This window comes from Stenotrophomonas sp. Marseille-Q4652 (assembly GCF_916618915.1).
Lineage (GTDB): Bacteria > Pseudomonadota > Gammaproteobacteria > Xanthomonadales > Xanthomonadaceae > Stenotrophomonas.
Window position 1 is genome coordinate 3,195,658 of sequence record NZ_CAKAKE010000001.1, and the last position, 16,118, is coordinate 3,211,775.

15 protein-coding genes are annotated in these 16,118 nt (G+C 69.7%); 8 read left to right on the forward strand and 7 right to left on the reverse strand.

The features are described 5' to 3' along the window. Positions 1–15: 15 nt before the first annotated feature. The 3 genes from LG380_RS15130 to LG380_RS15140 all read right to left on the reverse strand — a co-directional run bounded on the left by LG380_RS15130 (position 16) and on the right by LG380_RS15140 (position 2,216). Positions 16–204 carry a YqaE/Pmp3 family membrane protein gene (locus LG380_RS15130; protein WP_225766221.1) on the reverse strand — a complete coding sequence of 63 codons (189 nt, stop codon included), beginning with the start codon at positions 202–204 and terminating at the stop codon, positions 16–18. 19 nt (positions 205–223) lie between these two features. Beyond that, the gene (locus LG380_RS15135) at positions 224–649 is read right to left on the reverse strand and encodes a DNA polymerase III subunit chi (RefSeq protein WP_225766222.1); all 426 of its coding nucleotides are present in this window, start codon (positions 647–649) and stop codon (positions 224–226) included. Positions 650–737: 88 nt separating this feature from the next. After that, positions 738–2,216 carry a leucyl aminopeptidase gene (locus LG380_RS15140; RefSeq protein WP_225766223.1) on the reverse strand — a complete coding sequence of 493 codons (1,479 nt, stop codon included), beginning with the start codon at positions 2,214–2,216 and terminating at the stop codon, positions 738–740. Positions 2,217–2,322: 106 nt separating this feature from the next. Here LG380_RS15140 and lptF point away from each other — a divergent pair, with 106 nt between their 5' ends. From lptF to LG380_RS15170, 6 genes are all read left to right on the forward strand, one after another. Further along, complete coding sequence (lptF, locus tag LG380_RS15145; protein WP_225766224.1) at positions 2,323–3,402, forward strand: LPS export ABC transporter permease LptF; 1,080 nt, start codon at positions 2,323–2,325, stop codon at positions 3,400–3,402. Continuing rightward, the gene (gene lptG, locus LG380_RS15150) at positions 3,399–4,505 is read left to right on the forward strand and encodes an LPS export ABC transporter permease LptG (protein WP_225766225.1); all 1,107 of its coding nucleotides are present in this window, start codon (positions 3,399–3,401) and stop codon (positions 4,503–4,505) included. The genes lptF and lptG overlap by 4 nt, the downstream gene beginning before the upstream one ends. 143 nt (positions 4,506–4,648) lie before the next feature. Beyond that, positions 4,649–6,940: an NADP-dependent malic enzyme gene (locus tag LG380_RS15155; RefSeq protein WP_225766227.1), complete on the forward strand. Its 2,292-nt coding sequence runs from the start codon at positions 4,649–4,651 to the stop codon at positions 6,938–6,940. Positions 6,941–7,057: 117 nt separating this feature from the next. Beyond that, positions 7,058–7,255 (forward strand): zinc-finger domain-containing protein, encoded by a 198-nt coding sequence (locus tag LG380_RS15160; RefSeq protein ID WP_225766229.1) that lies wholly within the window; start codon positions 7,058–7,060, stop codon positions 7,253–7,255. 12 nt (positions 7,256–7,267) lie between these two features. After that, complete coding sequence (locus tag LG380_RS15165) at positions 7,268–8,380, forward strand: glycosyltransferase (protein ID WP_225766231.1); 1,113 nt, start codon at positions 7,268–7,270, stop codon at positions 8,378–8,380. Continuing rightward, on the forward strand, positions 8,355–9,695 hold the full coding sequence (locus tag LG380_RS15170) for an O-antigen ligase (RefSeq protein ID WP_225766232.1): 1,341 nt from the start codon (positions 8,355–8,357) through the stop codon (positions 9,693–9,695). The genes LG380_RS15165 and LG380_RS15170 overlap by 26 nt, the downstream gene beginning before the upstream one ends. A gap of 3 nt (positions 9,696–9,698) precedes the next feature. Here the strand turns inward: LG380_RS15170 and LG380_RS15175 are convergent, their stop codons facing one another. Further along, a complete protein-coding gene (locus tag LG380_RS15175) occupies positions 9,699–10,619 on the reverse strand; it encodes an LpxL/LpxP family Kdo(2)-lipid IV(A) lauroyl/palmitoleoyl acyltransferase (protein WP_225766233.1) in 921 nt (306 codons plus the stop codon). Positions 10,620–10,707: 88 nt separating this feature from the next. Here LG380_RS15175 and waaA point away from each other — a divergent pair, with 88 nt between their 5' ends. Further along, the gene (waaA, locus tag LG380_RS15180; protein ID WP_225766234.1) at positions 10,708–12,003 is read left to right on the forward strand and encodes a lipid IV(A) 3-deoxy-D-manno-octulosonic acid transferase; all 1,296 of its coding nucleotides are present in this window, start codon (positions 10,708–10,710) and stop codon (positions 12,001–12,003) included. Positions 12,004–12,059: 56 nt separating this feature from the next. Here waaA and LG380_RS15185 read toward each other — a convergent pair whose 3' ends face one another. From LG380_RS15185 to LG380_RS15195, 3 genes are all read right to left on the reverse strand, one after another. Next, entirely contained in the window at positions 12,060–13,421 is a 1,362-nt protein-coding gene (locus LG380_RS15185; protein WP_225766235.1) for a TolC family outer membrane protein, read from the reverse strand. A 20-nt stretch (positions 13,422–13,441) separates the two neighbouring features. Then, on the reverse strand, positions 13,442–14,089 hold the full coding sequence (locus tag LG380_RS15190; protein WP_225766236.1) for a protein-L-isoaspartate O-methyltransferase: 648 nt from the start codon (positions 14,087–14,089) through the stop codon (positions 13,442–13,444). Positions 14,090–14,220: 131 nt separating this feature from the next. After that, positions 14,221–14,883: a TetR/AcrR family transcriptional regulator gene (locus tag LG380_RS15195; protein ID WP_225766237.1), complete on the reverse strand. Its 663-nt coding sequence runs from the start codon at positions 14,881–14,883 to the stop codon at positions 14,221–14,223. A gap of 109 nt (positions 14,884–14,992) precedes the next feature. Here LG380_RS15195 and LG380_RS15200 point away from each other — a divergent pair, with 109 nt between their 5' ends. Beyond that, entirely contained in the window at positions 14,993–16,114 is a 1,122-nt protein-coding gene (locus LG380_RS15200; RefSeq protein ID WP_225766238.1) for an efflux RND transporter periplasmic adaptor subunit, read from the forward strand. Positions 16,115–16,118 lie beyond the last annotated feature (4 nt).

Sequence of the window (16,118 nt, forward strand, 5' to 3'; positions counted from 1 at the left end):
AGGGCGGGCGCGGGCTCAGCGGCCCAGGGCGCGCGCGATCTTCTTGTCGGTGTGGTACTGGCTGACCGCGTAGGCGGCCCAGATCGCGCCGGGCAGCCACCCGATCAGGGTGACCTGCAGGACCAGGCAGACGATGCCGGCAATCGGCCGGCCAATGGTGAAGAACGCCAGCCACGGCAGCAGGATGGCAATCAAAAGACGCAAGGCGGCTCTCCGGCAGGAATTACATGTCGTGCTTGTTGAGGGAGTAGCCGGCGGCCTTGTACTGGCGCCAGCGCTCGCGCAGCGGCTCGCGTGCCGACGGATCGGCAGGCACCACTTCCAGCACCCGGTCGCAGGCGCCGAGGTACGGCTCATCGCGCAGGTTGATCACCAGCGGCCGTTCCGGTGCGTCGGTGCCGGGCGTGGCGATCAGCACGAGGGCTTCTTCCTCGTCCACGTCCTCGCCGATGATCTGGTGCGGGATGTAGGCGTCGTCGTCGAAGGCCCACAGCAGCTCGTCCAGTTCCTCGGCCTGCGCCGCGTCGCGGGCGAGCACCGTGGTGAACAGCCCGGCGTCGTTGGCCTTGCGCGCCAGCTCGCACACCAGGCGCAGCGGCTCGCTGAGGAAGCGCGGCTTGGCGATCAGGTAGAAGTCGGCGCGGGGCATTCGGTAACCGGGGAAGGGGTATCAAGGGGGTCAGAGTGCCGTTTTGCGGACAGAACTGCACTCTGACCCGGGTTTTGCTTCTTGCTTTTCAGGCCGCGCGATCCAGCAGCCACTGGGTCAGCAGGCCGACCGGACGGCCGGTGGCCATGCCGCGCTTGCCTTCGTCGCTGGCCACGCCGGCGATGTCCAGGTGCGCCCAGCGCTGGCCCTCGGCAAAGCGGCTCAGGAAGCAGCCGGCGGTGATCGCGCCGGCCCAGCGGCCGCCGATGTTGTAGACGTCGGCGAAGCTGGAATCGAGCATCGGCTGGTACTCATCCCACAGCGGCAGGCGCCAGGCGCGGTCGAACACGTGCTCGCCGGCGGCCAGCAGTTCGTTGGCCAGGTCGTCGTGCTTGCTCATCAGGCCGGCGGTCTGGTGGCCCAGGGCGACCATGCAGGCGCCGGTCAGGGTGGCCACGTCGACCAGCGCGGCCGGCTCGAAGCGCTGCGCGTAGGTCAGCGCGTCGCACAGGATCAGGCGGCCCTCGGCGTCGGTGTTGCCGACCTCGATGGTCTTGCCGGACATGCTGGTGATGACGTCCGACGGGCGGTAGGCGTTGCCGTCGATGGCGTTCTCCACCGCCGGCACGACCACGACCAGGTTGATCGCCATCTTCGCCTTGACCGCGGCGACGAAGGTGCCGATGACGTTGGCGCCACCGCACATGTCGTACTTCATTTCCTCGATGCCGCCCTGGGTCTTCAGGTTGACGCCACCGGTATCGAAGGTGATGCCCTTGCCGACCAGCACGTACGGCCTGGCCGACTTGTCAGCGGCACCATTCCACTTCAGCACGACCAGGCGCGGGCGGTTGGCCGAGCCGCGGGCCACGGCCAGCAGCGAGCCCATGCCCAGTTCCTGCATCTGCTGCTCGTCCAGGATCTCGACCTCGGCGCCCTCGTGCTCGCTGGCGAACCTGACCGAGCTCTCGGCCAGGTAGGCCGGGGTGCACAGGTTCGGCGGCAGGTTGCCGAGTTCACGGGCGTATTCCACGCCGGCGGCGATGGCCTGGCCCTGGGCCAGGGCGGTGGCGTCCTTGCCGGCGATGGCCAGCTGTGCCAGGCCCGGCTCCTCGGGCTTCTTCTTGCCCAGGGTGGCGGTGTAGCGATAGCTGGCGTGATCCGCCGCAATCACTGCCTGGCGGATCTTCCACGCCTCGTCGCGATCCTTGACCGGCAGCTCGGTGAGGGTCAGCAGGGCGCTGCGGGTCACGCCGATCTTCAGGGCGCGGGCGGCATCGCCCACCGCCTTGATGTACTGCGCCACGCCGAAGCGGGCGGCTTCGCCCAGGCCCACCACCAGCACGCGCGGCGCGCTCACGCCCGGCAGGTCATGCAGCAGGGCGGTGGTGCCGGTCTTGCCGCTGATGTCACCGCGGGCGGCCAGCTGCGACAGGCGGCCATCGGAAGCGGCATCCAGCGCCTGCGCCGCCGGCGACAGCGACTTGTCGGCAAAGGCGCCGACGATGATGCAATCCAGCGCGGCGGAGGCCGGCGCGGCGGGGTTCAGGGTGAATTCCAGGGACATTGATCAGATTTCCGTAGCCAAATCCGTACAATCGCGGACTGTTTACGCCCAACCATGCAGGCTGGGCACGTCGCGAACCGATCAGAGAGTTTAAACCACCCGCCCCATGCCGAAGCTTGACCGCTACCTGCTACGTGACTTCGTCCAGAGCTTCCTGGCCACCCTGATCGTGCTGCTGGTGGTGAGCGTGGGCGGCGTGCTGGTGGACATCCTCGGCAACATCGCCGACGGCAAGCTCCCCGCGCGGCTGCTGTTCTCCCAGCTCGGCCTGCAGTTCGTGGTCTACATGCCGCTGATCCTGCCGCTGGCGCTGATGCTGGGCATGCTGCTGGCCGTGGCCCGGCTGTACCGGGATTCGGAGATGGCGGTGCTGACCGCCATCGGCGTGGGTCCGCGCCGCCTGCTGCGGCCGCTGGCGATGCTGGTGGTGCCGGTCGTCGCGCTGGTCGGGGCCTGCTCGCTGTGGCTGGGCCCGTGGGCCGAGCGCACTGCCGAGCGCCTGATCCAGGATGCCAACCGCAGCGTGGTGCTGGCCGGGCTGGACGCCGGGCGCTTCAACCAGCTGCCCGGCGGCGGCATCGTCTACCTGTCCTCGGTTTCGGCCGACGGCACCGGGCTGGGCAAGGTGTTCATGCAGCGCCAGCAGGACGGCCGCATCGACGTGGTGCTGGCCGAGCGCGGGGCGATGTTCTTCGAGGGCGAGCGCCGCCGCTTCCTGCGCCTGGAGGACGGTCATCGGGTCGAGGGCCCGGCCGATGGTGCACTGGACTACCGCCTGATGCGCTACGCCAGCAACGAGGTCGCGCTGCCGGACCGGGCCGAAGCGCGCGAGAGCGATGACCCCGAACTGCTGCCGACGATGCAGCTGATCGGTGATCCGCGCCCCACCGCCACTGCCCAGCTGCATGCGCGCATTACCCCGCCGCTGCTGGCCCTGGCATTTGCCCTGCTGGCGGTGCCGCTGTCGCGCAGCGCCCCGCGTCAGCAGCGTCATGGCCGCATGCTGCTGGCCTTCCTCGCGTATCTGGCCGGCATCAACCTGATGTTCGTCGGCACCCAGCTGCTGGCCAACGGCAAGCTGCCGGGTGTGGTCGGCCTGTGGTGGCTGAGCCTGCCGCTGCTGGCACTCGCCGTGTGGGCCTACTTCCGTGATGGCCGCCTGTCGCGGCGGAGGGCCAGCGCATGAAGCTGCGGCCGATGATCTTTGACTTCTACCTGTGCCGCGCGGTGCTGGGCACGGTGCTGCTGACCTGGGCAGTGCTGGTCGGACTGGACGTGGTGATCGCCCTGTCCGGTGAGTTCAAGAACGTGGGCCAGGGTGACTACAGCTTCGGCCACGCGGTGGCCTGGGTGGCCTACACGGTGCCGCGCCGCGCCTACACGATGTTCCCGACCGCGGCGGTGATCGGTGCGCTGATGGGACTGGGCCAGCTGGCCGCGACCTCCGAGCTGACCGCGCTGCGCGCGCTGGGCCTGTCGCGGCGGCGGCTGGCACTGTCGGTGGCGGTGTCGCTGTCGCTGCTGACCGCACTGATGGTGGTCAGTGGCGAAACCGTCGGTCCGTGGGGCCAGGCCCGCGCGGACATCCTCAAGACCAGCGCCCGGTTCCAGACCAATGTGACCATGGCCCGCTACTCGGGCATGTGGGCACGCGAGGGCGACACCTTCCTCAACGCGCAGTCCGGCGAGGAGCAGCTGACCGACGACGGCGGCACCCGGCTGGTGCTGCACGACGTGCGCCTGTACCAGGTATCACCGGAAGGGCGACTGGCTTCGATCACCCACGCAGCCCAGGCCGAACATGATGGCCAGGGCTGGATGTTGAAGGGGGGGCGCCGCGACGTGTTCGGCGAGCGCTCGGCCACCCGCGAGACCTTCGAGCAGCAGCCCTGGGCGTCGGACCTGGACGCCACCGCGCTGGCGGCCGGCCTGACCAAGCCGCGCAACCTGCCGGCCAGCGAGTTGCGCACCAGCATCGAATACCGCCATCGCAATGGTCTGGATGCCCGTGACTACGAGGACATCTACTGGAGCCGCTGGTTCTATCCGCTCAACGTGCTGGCCCTGTGCCTGGCGGCGGTGCCGTTTGCCTTCGGCTCGCTGCGCAGCGGTGGCATGGGCAAGCGGCTGTTCCTCGGCATCCTGTTCGCGCTGGGCTTCTGGCTGCTGCAACTATTCTTCGGACGCATGGCCGGTGCGCTCAAGTTCGATTACCGCATCGCCTACGCACTGCCGCCCATCGTGATGCTGCTGGCTTCGCACTTCCTGTTCCGGCGCAAATCCGGCTAACAGGTCGCCGCCGCAGGGCGACGTGGGGCGCCCAGTTGCCTTTGGCTGGACTGAAGGATGTCGCAGCGCAGCATCGAGAAGGCCCGGCACCTGCGCCGGTGACGGGGTTAGAATCGACGGTTCAGCCACAGCAAAGCCCGTCGATGTCCCAGGAAGATTTCAAGCAGGCCGCCCTCGACTACCACCGTCTGGCGCCGCCGGGAAAGATCAAGGTCACGCCGACCAAGCCGATGCTGACCCAGCGCGACCTGTCGCTGGCCTATTCGCCGGGTGTGGCCCATGCCTGCGAGGCGATCGTCGCCGACCCGCAGCAGGCCAGCGAGCTCACCGCACGCGGCAACCTGGTGGCGGTGATCACCAACGGCACCGCGGTGCTGGGTCTGGGCAACATCGGCCCGCTGGCCGGCAAGCCGGTGATGGAAGGCAAGGGCGTGCTGTTCCAGAAGTTCGCCGGCATTGACGTGTTCGACATCGAGATCAACGAGAACGACCCGGACAAGCTGGTCGACATCATTGCCTCGCTGGAACCGACCTTCGGCGGCATCAACCTGGAGGACATCAAGGCGCCGGAATGCTTCGTGGTCGAGCGCAAGCTGCGCGAGCGCATGAACATCCCGGTGTTCCATGACGACCAGCACGGCACCGCGATCATCGTCGGCGCCGCGATCCTCAACGCGCTGGAAATCACCGGCAAGAAGATCGAGGACGTGAAGCTGGCCACCACCGGCATGGGCGCGGCCGGCGTGTCGTGCGTGAACATGCTGGTGCAGCTGGGCCTGCGTCCGGAGAACATCCTGGCCTTTGACCGCGACGGCGTGATCCACAGCGGCCGCACCGACCTGGACGAGGCCAAGGCCCGTTACGCGCGTGACACCGACAAGCGCACCCTGGCCGAGATCGTCGACGGCGCGGACATCTTCCTGGGCCTGTCGGCCCCGGGGATCCTGACCGCCGAGATGGTCAAGACCATGGCCAAGGATCCGGTGATCTTCGCCCTGGCCAACCCGACCCCGGAGATCATGCCGGAGATCGCGCGGGCCGCGCGCCCGGACGCGATCATCGGCACCGGCCGCTCGGACTACCCGAACCAGGTCAACAACGCGCTGTGCTTCCCCTACCTGTTCCGCGGCGCGCTCGACGTTGGTGCCACCGGCATCAACGAGGAGATGAAGGTCGCCTGCGTGCGCGCGATCGCCGCGCTGGCGCGCAAGGAGGCCTCGGACCTGGGCGCCGCCTATGGCGATGACATCCCCAGCTTCGGCCGCGACTACCTGATCCCGCGTCCGTTCGACCGCCGCCTGCTGGTCGAGCTGTCCGCCGCCGTGGCCCAGGCCGCGATGGACTCGGGCGTGGCGACCCGGCCGATCATGGACATGGCCGCCTACCGCGAGAAGCTGGCCCAGTTCGTCTACCGCACCAGCCTGATGATGAAGCCGGTCTACGACCGCGCCCGCGCCGACAGGCAGCGCGTGGTCTATGCCGAGGGCGAGGAAGAGGTGGTGCTGCGCGCCGTGCAGAACGTGGTCGACGAAGGCCTGGCGCACCCGATCCTGATCGGCCGTCCGGACGTGATCGAGGCGCGCATCCAGCGCCTGGGCCTGCGCATCCGTCCGGGCGTGGATTTCGAGATCACCAACATCAACGATGATCCGCGCTTCAACGACTACTGGCAGTACTACCACAACCTGACCGGCCGCCGCGGCGTGACCGTGGCCGCGGCAAAGAACCTGATGCGCTCGCGCCCGACCCTGATCGCGGCGGTGATGGTGGCCCGTGGCGAGGCCGACGCGCTGCTGACCGGCATCGTCGGCCGCTTCCACAAGAAACTGGGCTACGTGCGCAGCGTGCTGCCGCTGGAGGCGCGGGTCAGCTCGACCTCGGCGATGACCGGCGTGATCAACCAGCAGGGCGTGTTCTTCTTCGTCGACACCCACGTGCAGGAAGACCCGACCGCCGAGCAGATCTGCGAAGCGACCCTGCAGGCGGCCTACCGCATGAAGCTGTTCGGCATCGAGCCGAAGGTGGCGCTGCTGTCGCATTCCAACTTCGGCAGCCACGACTCGCGCGATGCGGTGAAGATGCGCCAGGTCCGCGAGCTGCTGCGCAAGCGCAACCCGCGCCTCAACGTGGACGGGGAGATGCAGGGCGACACCGCCTGGGATGAGGCGCTGCGGCGCAAGATCCTGCCCGACAGCACCCTCGAGGGCCGCGCCAACCTGTTCGTGCTGCCCAACCTGGAGGCGGCCAACATCGCCTACAACCTGGTGCGGGTGTTCACCGACGGCGTGGCGATCGGCCCGATCCTGATGGGCGTGTCCAAGGCCGCGCACATCCTCACCACCAGCGCGACCTCGCGCCGGGTGCTGAACATGACCGCCATCGCCGCGGTCGACGCGCAGATCCGCAAGCAGCTGGAAGCCGAGAAGAACGGCTGATCCCACACCCGGTTGCACCGTGCAGGCCCGGCATCTCCGGGCCTTGCCGTATCCGGGCCACGGACGCGCGGCGCTGCTAGAATTGCCGCCTCGCACTCGCTGATGCCATCAATCCCCATGAACCACACCGCCACCGCGCCCGCCAACGCCCAGAAGCGTTACAACGTGCACCGCAACGAGCTGCCGCTGAGCTGCCCGACGCCGGAAATGGCGCTGTGGAACTCGCATCCGCGCGTGTACCTGCCGATCGAGGACGAGCCCAACGGCGAGGCCGCCTGCCCGTACTGTGGTTCGGTGTTCGTACTGGTCGACTGACCCGGTCCGCCGATGCGCCGGCTGACCGTGGTGCAGTTGCTGCCGGCACTGCATTCGGGCGGGGTCGAGCGCTCGACACTGGAAATTTCCGCCGCGCTGGTTGCCGCCGGGCACCGTTCGCTCGTGGTCTCGGCCGGCGGTCGCCTGGTCGAGCCCCTGCTGGCCGCCGGTGGCGAGCACCTCACCCTGGACATCGGTCGCAAGTCGCTGCTGACCCTGCGCCATGTCGCCAGCCTGCGCCGGCTCTTCGCCGAGGTCGGGGCCGACATCGTGCATGCACGCTCGCGGTTGCCGGCCTGGCTGGGCTGGCATGCGCTGCGCGCGCTGCCCCAGGCGCAGCGTCCGCGCTGGGTCACAACGGTCCACGGGCTCAATTCCCCGGGCCGCTACAGCGCCATCATGGCCAGCGGGCAGCGCGTGATCTGCGTATCGAACACGGTGCGCGACTACGTGCAGCGCCATTACCCGGCCACCGACCCAGCGGTACTGCTGGTCATCCCCCGTGGCGTGGACGTGGCCCAGTTCCCGCGTGCAGCGCGCGGCGATGCCCGTGCCCGTGCGGCGGTGGCCGAGCTGCATCCGTCGCTGGCCGGGCCCGACCCGGTCCTGCTGCTGCCCGGCCGTGGCACCCGGCTCAAGGGCCATGGTCATGCCGTGCGCCTGCTGGCCGGGCTGCACGCCGCCGGCGTGCCGGCGCGGCTGTGGATGCCCGGGGCGCGCGAGCCCGGGCGCGAGGACTACATCGCCGGCATCGAGGCCGAGGCCACCCGCCTGGGCGTGGCGCAGTCGCTGGTGATCAGCGAGGCAACCTCGGCCATTGCCCGGGCCTATGCCGCCAGCGACCTGGTGCTGCAGCTGTCCGACAAACCCGAGGCCTTTGGCCGTACCGTGCTCGAGGCCCTGTCGGTGGGCCGTCCGGTGCTGGGCTGGGACCATGGTGGCGTTGGCGAACTGCTGGGCCAGCTGCAGCCTTCCGGCGCAGTGGCGCCGATGGACGCGACGGCACTGGCGCAGCGCGCGCTGCAGTTGCTGGCCGCGCCGCCGACCCCGCCGACCCGCATCCCCTTTACCCTGCAGGCCATGCAGCGCCAGACCCTCGATGTCTATGAACAGCTTGTCCGCTGACCCCGCCCGTCCCGTCGTACCGTCGCCGATCGGCGCATGGACCCCGGCCTGGATGATCGCCTTCGTCGCGCTGTGGCCGTTGCCGGGTCTGGCCGAAGCGGTGCTGGTGCTGGGTGCGCTGTTCGCCTGCGTGCGGTTGCTGCAGGCCCGGGCGCGCGGCGGCATCGCACCGCTGCTGAGCGTGGAGGCCTGGGCGCTGACCTCGGCCCTGTTCGCGGCGTACTGGCTGCCGCAGCTGGTCTCGGCCATCGACGCGGTCGATCCGGCGCGGGCCTGGGCCAAGGCCGTGGCCGGCCTGCGCTACCTGCCGTTCCTGTGGCTGGCGGCGATGGCCGTGGCCACCCCCTCGCGACGCACGAGGACCTTTGCCGGGCTGGCCGTGGTGGCGGGCCTGTGGGTGGTCGATGGCCTGGTACAGGCCGCGCTGGGTACCAGTCCGCTGTTCTGGTCGCTGGAGCAGCTCAAGTGGGCGCTGCAGGGCCGTGAGCTGTGCGCGCCGGAAGACATGCAGGTGTTGGACCGGCTGGGCGGTGTGTTCGGCCTGTGCAACCCCAAGCTCGGCCAGGTGCTGGCATCGCTGTCGCCGTTCCTGCTGTTTGCCGCCGGTCGCCGCTTCGGTCGCACCGGCTGGCTGCTGGCGGCTGCGACCGCCGGCATCGTGATCGTGCTGGCGGGTTCGCGTGCCTCGTGGCTGACCTATCTGCTGGTGCTGGTGTTCTCCGGCTGGCGGGTGCTGGGCGGCAGGGGGTTGCTGGTGGTGATGGCGCTGGCACTGGCCGGCGCGCTGGCGCTGGGCGTGGTGTCGCCGCAGGTGCGGGCCCGGGTCGAGCAGACCGCCCAGGCGCTGCAGGCCGACGGCGGTGGCGTCGATGCGGCGCTGTCCGGTCGCGGCCGGATCTGGGGCGCGGCGCTGTGCATGTTCGGCGAGCACCCGGTCAACGGGGTTGGCGCGCGTGGCTTCCGCGAGGCGTACCCCGCCTGCGACCCGGCTCCCGGCGAGCCCGGCGCGTGGGGCGAGGGCCCGGCCCTGCATGCCCACCAGATCGTGCTGGAAATCCTGTCCGAGACTGGCGCGATCGGCCTGCTGCTGTGGCTGGCTGGTACGGCGCTGGCGTGGCGGGCCTGGCGCTATGCCACTGCGGCGGCGCGCGAACAGGCGCGGCCGGCGATGGTGGCGCTGGCGGTCACGGTGTTCCCGATCAACACCCACCTGGCGTTCTATTCGACGTTCTGGGGCGGGGTGACCCTGCTGCTGGCCGCCCTGTATGCCGGCGCGCTGCTCGGCCGCACGACCGAGGCGCAGGCGGCCGGCTGACGCTCACTCGTAGTAGTGGCTGCGCCCTTCGGGCTGGCGCTTGAAGCGGCGGTGGATCCACAGGTACTGCGAGGGCGCCTCGCGGACCATGTCCTCGATGGCCTGGTTGACCCGCGTGGTATCGGCAGCGACATCATCGGTGGGGAAGTCGGGCAGCGGCGGGGCGATCTTCAGCACGTAGCTGCCGCCTTCGCGGCGGTGGAAGTACGGCACCACCGCGCAGCCGGTCATGCGCGCGAACTGGTGGGTGGCGGTGATCGTGGCGGCAATATGGCCGAAGAACGGCACGAACACGGTGTCCTTGCCGCGCATGTCCTGGTCCGGCGCGTACCACAGCAGGCCGCCCTTCTTGAGGTGGCGCACGGTGGCGCGGATGTCCTCGTTGGCGAACATGGCGCTGGCGTAGCGCAGGCGGCCGCGCTTGACCGCCCATTCGAACACCGGGTTGCGGTGCCTGCGGTACATGCCGGCCAGCGGCACGTGCTGGCACAGCAACCGACCGCACATCTCCAGGGTCATGAAGTGGCCGGACACCAGCAGCACGCCGCGGCCCTCGGCCTGCAGTTTCTGCAGGTGCTCCAGGCCCTCGATGCTGACCTGCGGGCGGATCGCCTCGATGCTGCCCCACCAGGCGCGGGCGAACTCGAAGATGCCCACGCCCAGCGCGGTGAAGCTGTCGCGCAGCAGGCGCTGGCGCCAGGCTTCGTCCTTGTCCGGGAAGCACAGCTCCAGGTTGACCTCGGCGGCACGGCGGCGGCTGCCGGCCAGGTGCCAGGCCAGCCAGCCCACGCCTCGCCCCAACGCGCGCTGCACGAACCACGGAAGGCGGGCCAGCAGCACGGCGATGCCGATGCCGATGAACATCGGCCAGTGGCGGGGCTGCAGCAGGGAAGGGCGGGTGGCGCTGGTGGGGGACTCGGACATGGGGAGATTCTACCGGCAGTGCGTGCACGGGGCCGCCGCAGGGCCGCTTCGACATGCTTTCCGCGGGTGCCTCCCGTATCCTTCCGCGATGCGAAAAAGCCCCGTCGAGCGCATCCTGCGCGGCCTGTACTCGGTCGTGCTGTACCTGCTGCTGCCCATCACCGTCTACCACCTGGTCTGGCGCGGCTTCCGGGTGCCCGACTACCTGCGCCGCTGGGGCGAGCGCTACGGTTTCTACGGTGGCATCGCGCCCGGCCAGCGGGTCTGGCTGCACGCCGTTTCGGTGGGCGAGGTCAATGCCGCCGCGGCCGTGGTCAACGCCCTGCGCGAGCAGCGCCCGGACCTGCGCTGGGTCATCACCACCATCACCCCGACCGGCTCCGAGCGCGTGCGTGCGCTGTGGGGCGATGCGGTGGACCACGTCTACCTGCCCTACGACACGCCCGGCAGCGTCGGCCGCTTCCTGGCCCGCTTCCAGCCGCGGATGGCGCTGATCCTGGAGACCGAGCTGTGGCCGAACCTGCTGTTCGGCTGCCGTGACCGCGGCATCCCCGTGTACATCCTCAACGCGCGTCTGTCGGCGCGCTCGCTGCGCGGCTACCAGGTGCTGTCGGCGCTGATCCGCCGCACCCTGCGCACGGTGACCTGCGTGGCCGCGCAGTCCTCCGATGACGCGCGACGCTTTGTGCGCCTGGGCGCCGCCCCCGAGCAGGTGCAGGCGCTGGGCAACCTCAAGTTCGACATCGCCGCGCCGCGGCCACAGGCCTTCATCGACGAGTTCCACGGCCGGGTTCCGGCCTCACGCCCGGTGTGGATCGCGGCCAGTACCCACGAGGGCGAGGAGGCGGCGGTGATCGAGATCCACCGCGCGCTGCTGCGTCGCCATCCGGACCTGCTGCTGCTGTGGGCGCCGCGCCATCCCGAGCGCTTCCCGCGGGTGGAGGCGGCTGCGCTGGAGCAGGGCTGGAAGGTGGCCACGCGCCGCCAGCAACGCTGGCCCGAGGCCGACACCGGCGTGTTCGTGGTCGATACCCTGGGCGAACTGATGTCGTTCTACGGCTGCGCGCAGGTGGCCTTCGTCGGCGGCAGCCTGCAGCCGATTGGCGGCCACAACCTGCTCGAGCCGGCGGCGATGGGCACCCCGTCGGTGACCGGCCCGCACCTGCACAACTTCTCGGAGATCTCGCGGCGCATGCGCGAGGCCGGTGCGGTGCTGATCTGCCAGGACGCTGCCGGCGTGACCGCGGCACTGCAGCGTCTGCTGGACGATGCCGACGAGCGCAAGCGCATGGCCGATACCGGCTGCGCGCTGGTGGAGAACGGCCGCGGCGCGCTGCACAAGACCCTGGCCCTGATCGGCCCCCGACTGCCGCCACCGGCCTGAAGGCATGAAAAAAGGCGGGCCGGAGCCCGCCTTTTTCGTTTCCGCTACCGGCCGGATCAGGGTGCCGGGGCGGTCTGCTGCAGCTTGGCTTCGGCGTCCTCGGTCAGCAGGCGGTTGATCTCCTGCACCTCGGCGATGTCCAGGTCGCCAATGGCCTGGCTCAGCTGCAGGCGGCTCTGCAGGAAGTTGTAGCGTGCCTGGGCGTAGTTGAGCTGCGCGGCGAACAGGGTGCGCTGGTTCTGCACCAGGTCCAGCACGGTGCGGGTACCCACTTCCAGGCCGACCTGCGAGGCGTCGTAGGCGCTCTGCGCCGAAACCACCGCCAGGCGGCGTGCCTCCACCTCGCTGATGCCGGCCACCAGGGTCTGCCAGGCATTGCGGGTATTGCGGTCCAGGGCGCGGCGCTGCTGTTCGTAGCCGTCCTGGGCGATGTCGCGCTGGGCCAAAGCCTGGCGCACGTTCGACTGGGTGGCACCGCCGGAGAAGATCGGCACGTTCAGGGTCAGGCCGATCGAATTGGTGGTCGCATCCGGGTCGCGGCTGGCGCCGCCGACGCTGTCACCCCAGGTCGCCGACTTGCCCCAGCTGGCGCCCAGCGACAGGCTCGGATAATGGCCGCCGCGGGCGGCCGACACGCTGGCCTCGGCGGCGCTGACCTGCAGCTGCTGCGCCTTCAGCGCCGGGTTGCGCGCCACCGCATCGGCGACCAGCTGGTCGACGTCGCCACGGTTGCCCGGCAGTTCCGGACGGAAGTCCTCCGGCAGCGCGCGCAGGTTGCGCACCGGCTGGCCGGTCAGCTCGGTCAGGGCCTGATAGGCGTCTTCCAGCGCGTTGCGGGCCAGGATCGTATCGGCACGCGCCTGGTCGTACTGGGCGCGGGCTTCGTGCACGTCGGTGATCGGCGCCAGGCCCACTTCCAGGCGCTTGTCCGCATAGTCGAACTGCTTCCTGGCCGCCGCTTCATTGGTCTGCGCCGCGCTCAGCGATTCGATCGCCACCAGCACGTTGAAGTAGGTGGCGGCGGTGCGCACGATCAGGTCGTCGTTGGCCGATTCCAGATCGTAGTCAGCCGCGGTGCCCAGGGCACGCTGCGCGCGCAGGTTGGCGAACTGGCTCCAGTTGAACAGGGTCTGGCTGCCGTCCACGCCGTAGGTGCGGCGCTTGGTGGTGATGCTGCCGGAAACGCCGTCTGCTTCCGCACGGCTGCGGCTCAGCGAAGCCTGCCCGTTGATCTGCGGCAGCAGCGCCGCGCGTGCCTGCACCTGGCCTTCCTTGTTGAACAGCCGGGTGGATTCGGCGGCGGCCAGCTGCGGGTCGCCATTGCGCGCCATCTCGTAGACCTGCAGCAGGTCGGCAGCCTGGACGGTCAGCGGGCAGAGGGCGGCGGCCAGCGCAAGAACGAGGGATCGGCGGATCATTGCGGCTTCCTTGGACGTTTTCAGAATTGGAACTGCGGGGTCGGTGCGGCGCCCTGCAGGTAGGCGATGTCGGTTTCAAACAGCGATTCGGTGGTGCCGTCGGCGCGGACCAGCACCGCTTCCATCACCGGCGAGCGGCCACGGACCACGAACAGGCGGCCATTGGGACGCAGCCACTGCAGGAACTGTGACGGCACGGTATCGACCGCGGCGGTCACGCAGATGGCGTCGAAACGGCGCTCGGTGGTCCAGGTCAGCGCATCGGCAGTCTGGATGCGGACGTTGGTACCCAGGGCAGTGGCATCGAGCTGGGCGCGGGCGCTGGCAGCCAGTTCCGGCTGGATTTCCAGGCTCAGTACCTCGCGGGCCAGCTGGCCCAGGCAGGCGCTGATGAAGCCGCTGCCGGTGCCGATTTCGAGCACTTCCTCGTTGGGCTGCAGGTCCAGCGCCTGCAGCATGCGGCCTTCGACGACCGGCTTCATCATCTTCTGGCCGTGGCCGATCGGCAGCTCCACGTCGGCATAGGCCAGGGCGCGGTGCGCCGGGGCAACGAACGCCTCGCGGGGCATGCGGGCCAGAACGTCGAGCACGCGCATGTCCAGCACGTCCCAGGGACGTATCTGCTGTTCAACCATCAGTTCGCGGGCTCGGGAGTAATCGATCGTCATGGGGTCTTTCCAGCGCAGTGGGCCGGCCATTTTAGCGGTTGCCGGGGGCGGCGGCGCGGGGCAAGCATCGCCGGGGCCGGGGAGGGGTCGCAGTGCCGGAAGTCACCACGACCTCCGGGCTGTTCAGGTTGTCAGCGGCGGGCATAGGCGCGCAGGAAGAAGTCCACCGAGTGGCGGATGTGCTCGCGCGCATCGGCCGGGGTGGGGCGGGCGCACATCCCGCACATCATCTTGGTGTGCAGCTCGCCCTTGATCAGGCAGAAGAACTGGTGGGCCGCCAGCTCGGTGTCGCTGATTTCCAGCTCGCCAGCCTCGGCATGGGCGCGCAGGAACTCGTTGAGCGCCTGCAGGGTGCGCAGCGGCCCGGCCTGCCAGAACATGCCGCGGACCCGGTCGTCGGTGTCCGGGGACATCATCATCCGCTGGGTGGCAATGGCCGCATCGCTGCTGACCATGCTGAAGAAGGCCTCGCCGATGCCCAGCAGTTGCGCGCGCAGCGGCGCGTCGGCGTCGGGTAAGAACAGCTCGTCGGGCATCATGTCCATGCAGGCGGCGGTGATCGCCTCCAGGAACAGGGTTTCCTTGTCGCCGAAGTGGCTGTAGACGGTGAGCTTGGACACCCCGGCGCGGGCGACGATGCCGTCCATGCTGACGCCGTTGTAGCCGAGTTCGACGAACATCTCCTTGGCCGCCTCGAGGATCGCGGCGCGCTTGCCAAGATCCTTCGGGCGACCGGGGCCGGCGACCTTGGCCGTGGACTTCTTCGCGGCGGGAGCGGGGCGTACGCTGGACATGCGTCAATACTAGACCACGCGGTTCGATATTTATACTCTACCGGGCAGTTCAGATAACCGCAGCGACCCGCTGCGTACCCCCGGTTGTTCCTACCTTCCCCGGTGCCCGATGAAAAACTTGCGATGGATTGTTGGCAGTGTGCTCGTAGCCCTGTTGTCGGCCTGTGGGGAGGGCGCGCCACCCGCTGAAACCGCGGTGCCGGTGCTGGTGGTCAAGCCGCAGCCGGCGTCCGGCGCCGGTGGCCAGGCCTTCCCGGGCGAGGTACGGGCACGCCAGGAAAGCGCGCTGTCCTTCCAGGTCGGCGGCAACCTGCTGCGGCGCCACGTCGATGCCGGCCAGCGGGTGAGCAAGGGCCAGGTGCTGGCCGAACTGGATGTCTCCGATTACGCGCTGCGCGCGCAGGCCGCGCAGGCGCAGCTGGCTGCCGCGCAGGCCGACCTGGAGCGCACCCGCGACGACTACCGGCGCTACCAGACGCTGGCCGCCGAGCAGCTGGTCAGCCAGTCGGCACTGCAGGGCCAGGCTGCCGCGTTCAAGGCGGCGCAGGGCCAGGTCGATGCGGCGCGGTCCAACCTGGACGTGGCCCGCAACCAGGCCGGTTACGCACAGCTGCGTGCGCCGGCCGATGGCGTGATCGCCAGCCGCCAGGCCGAGGCCGGGCAGGTGGTGGCCGCCGGCCAGACCATCTACACGCTTGCCGCCGACGGCGGCCGCGAGGTCGCGATCGCCTTGCCGGAAAACGCCATCGGTGATTTCTCCGTGGGCCAGGCGGTGGAAGTGGAACTGTGGAGTGCGCCGGGCAGGCGGCTGCCCGGCAGCATCCGCGAGATCGCCCCGGCCGCCGATGCGCAGACCCGCACCTATGCGGCCCGCGTGAGCCTGGCGGCCGAGGCGCTGGAAGCGGTCGAACTGGGCCAGAGCGCGCGCGTCTACGCCAGCGCCACCGGCAGGCAAGCCCTGCAGCTGCCGCTGGGCGCGGTCCAGCGCGGCGAGGGTGACCAGGCCAGTGTCTGGGTGGTCGATGCGAAAACCACCGAACTCGAGGCGCGTCCGGTCCAAGTGCTGGCCTATGCGGCCGACAGCGCCACCGTGCAGTCGGGCGTCGAGGCCAGCGACTGGGTGGTCGCCGCCGGTGGCCACCTGCTGCGCGAAGGCCAGAAGGTGACGCCGGTCGATCGCCAGAACCGCCCGGTGCTGGCACCGGCCGCCCCCATCGCGACCAAGGACTGAGCGC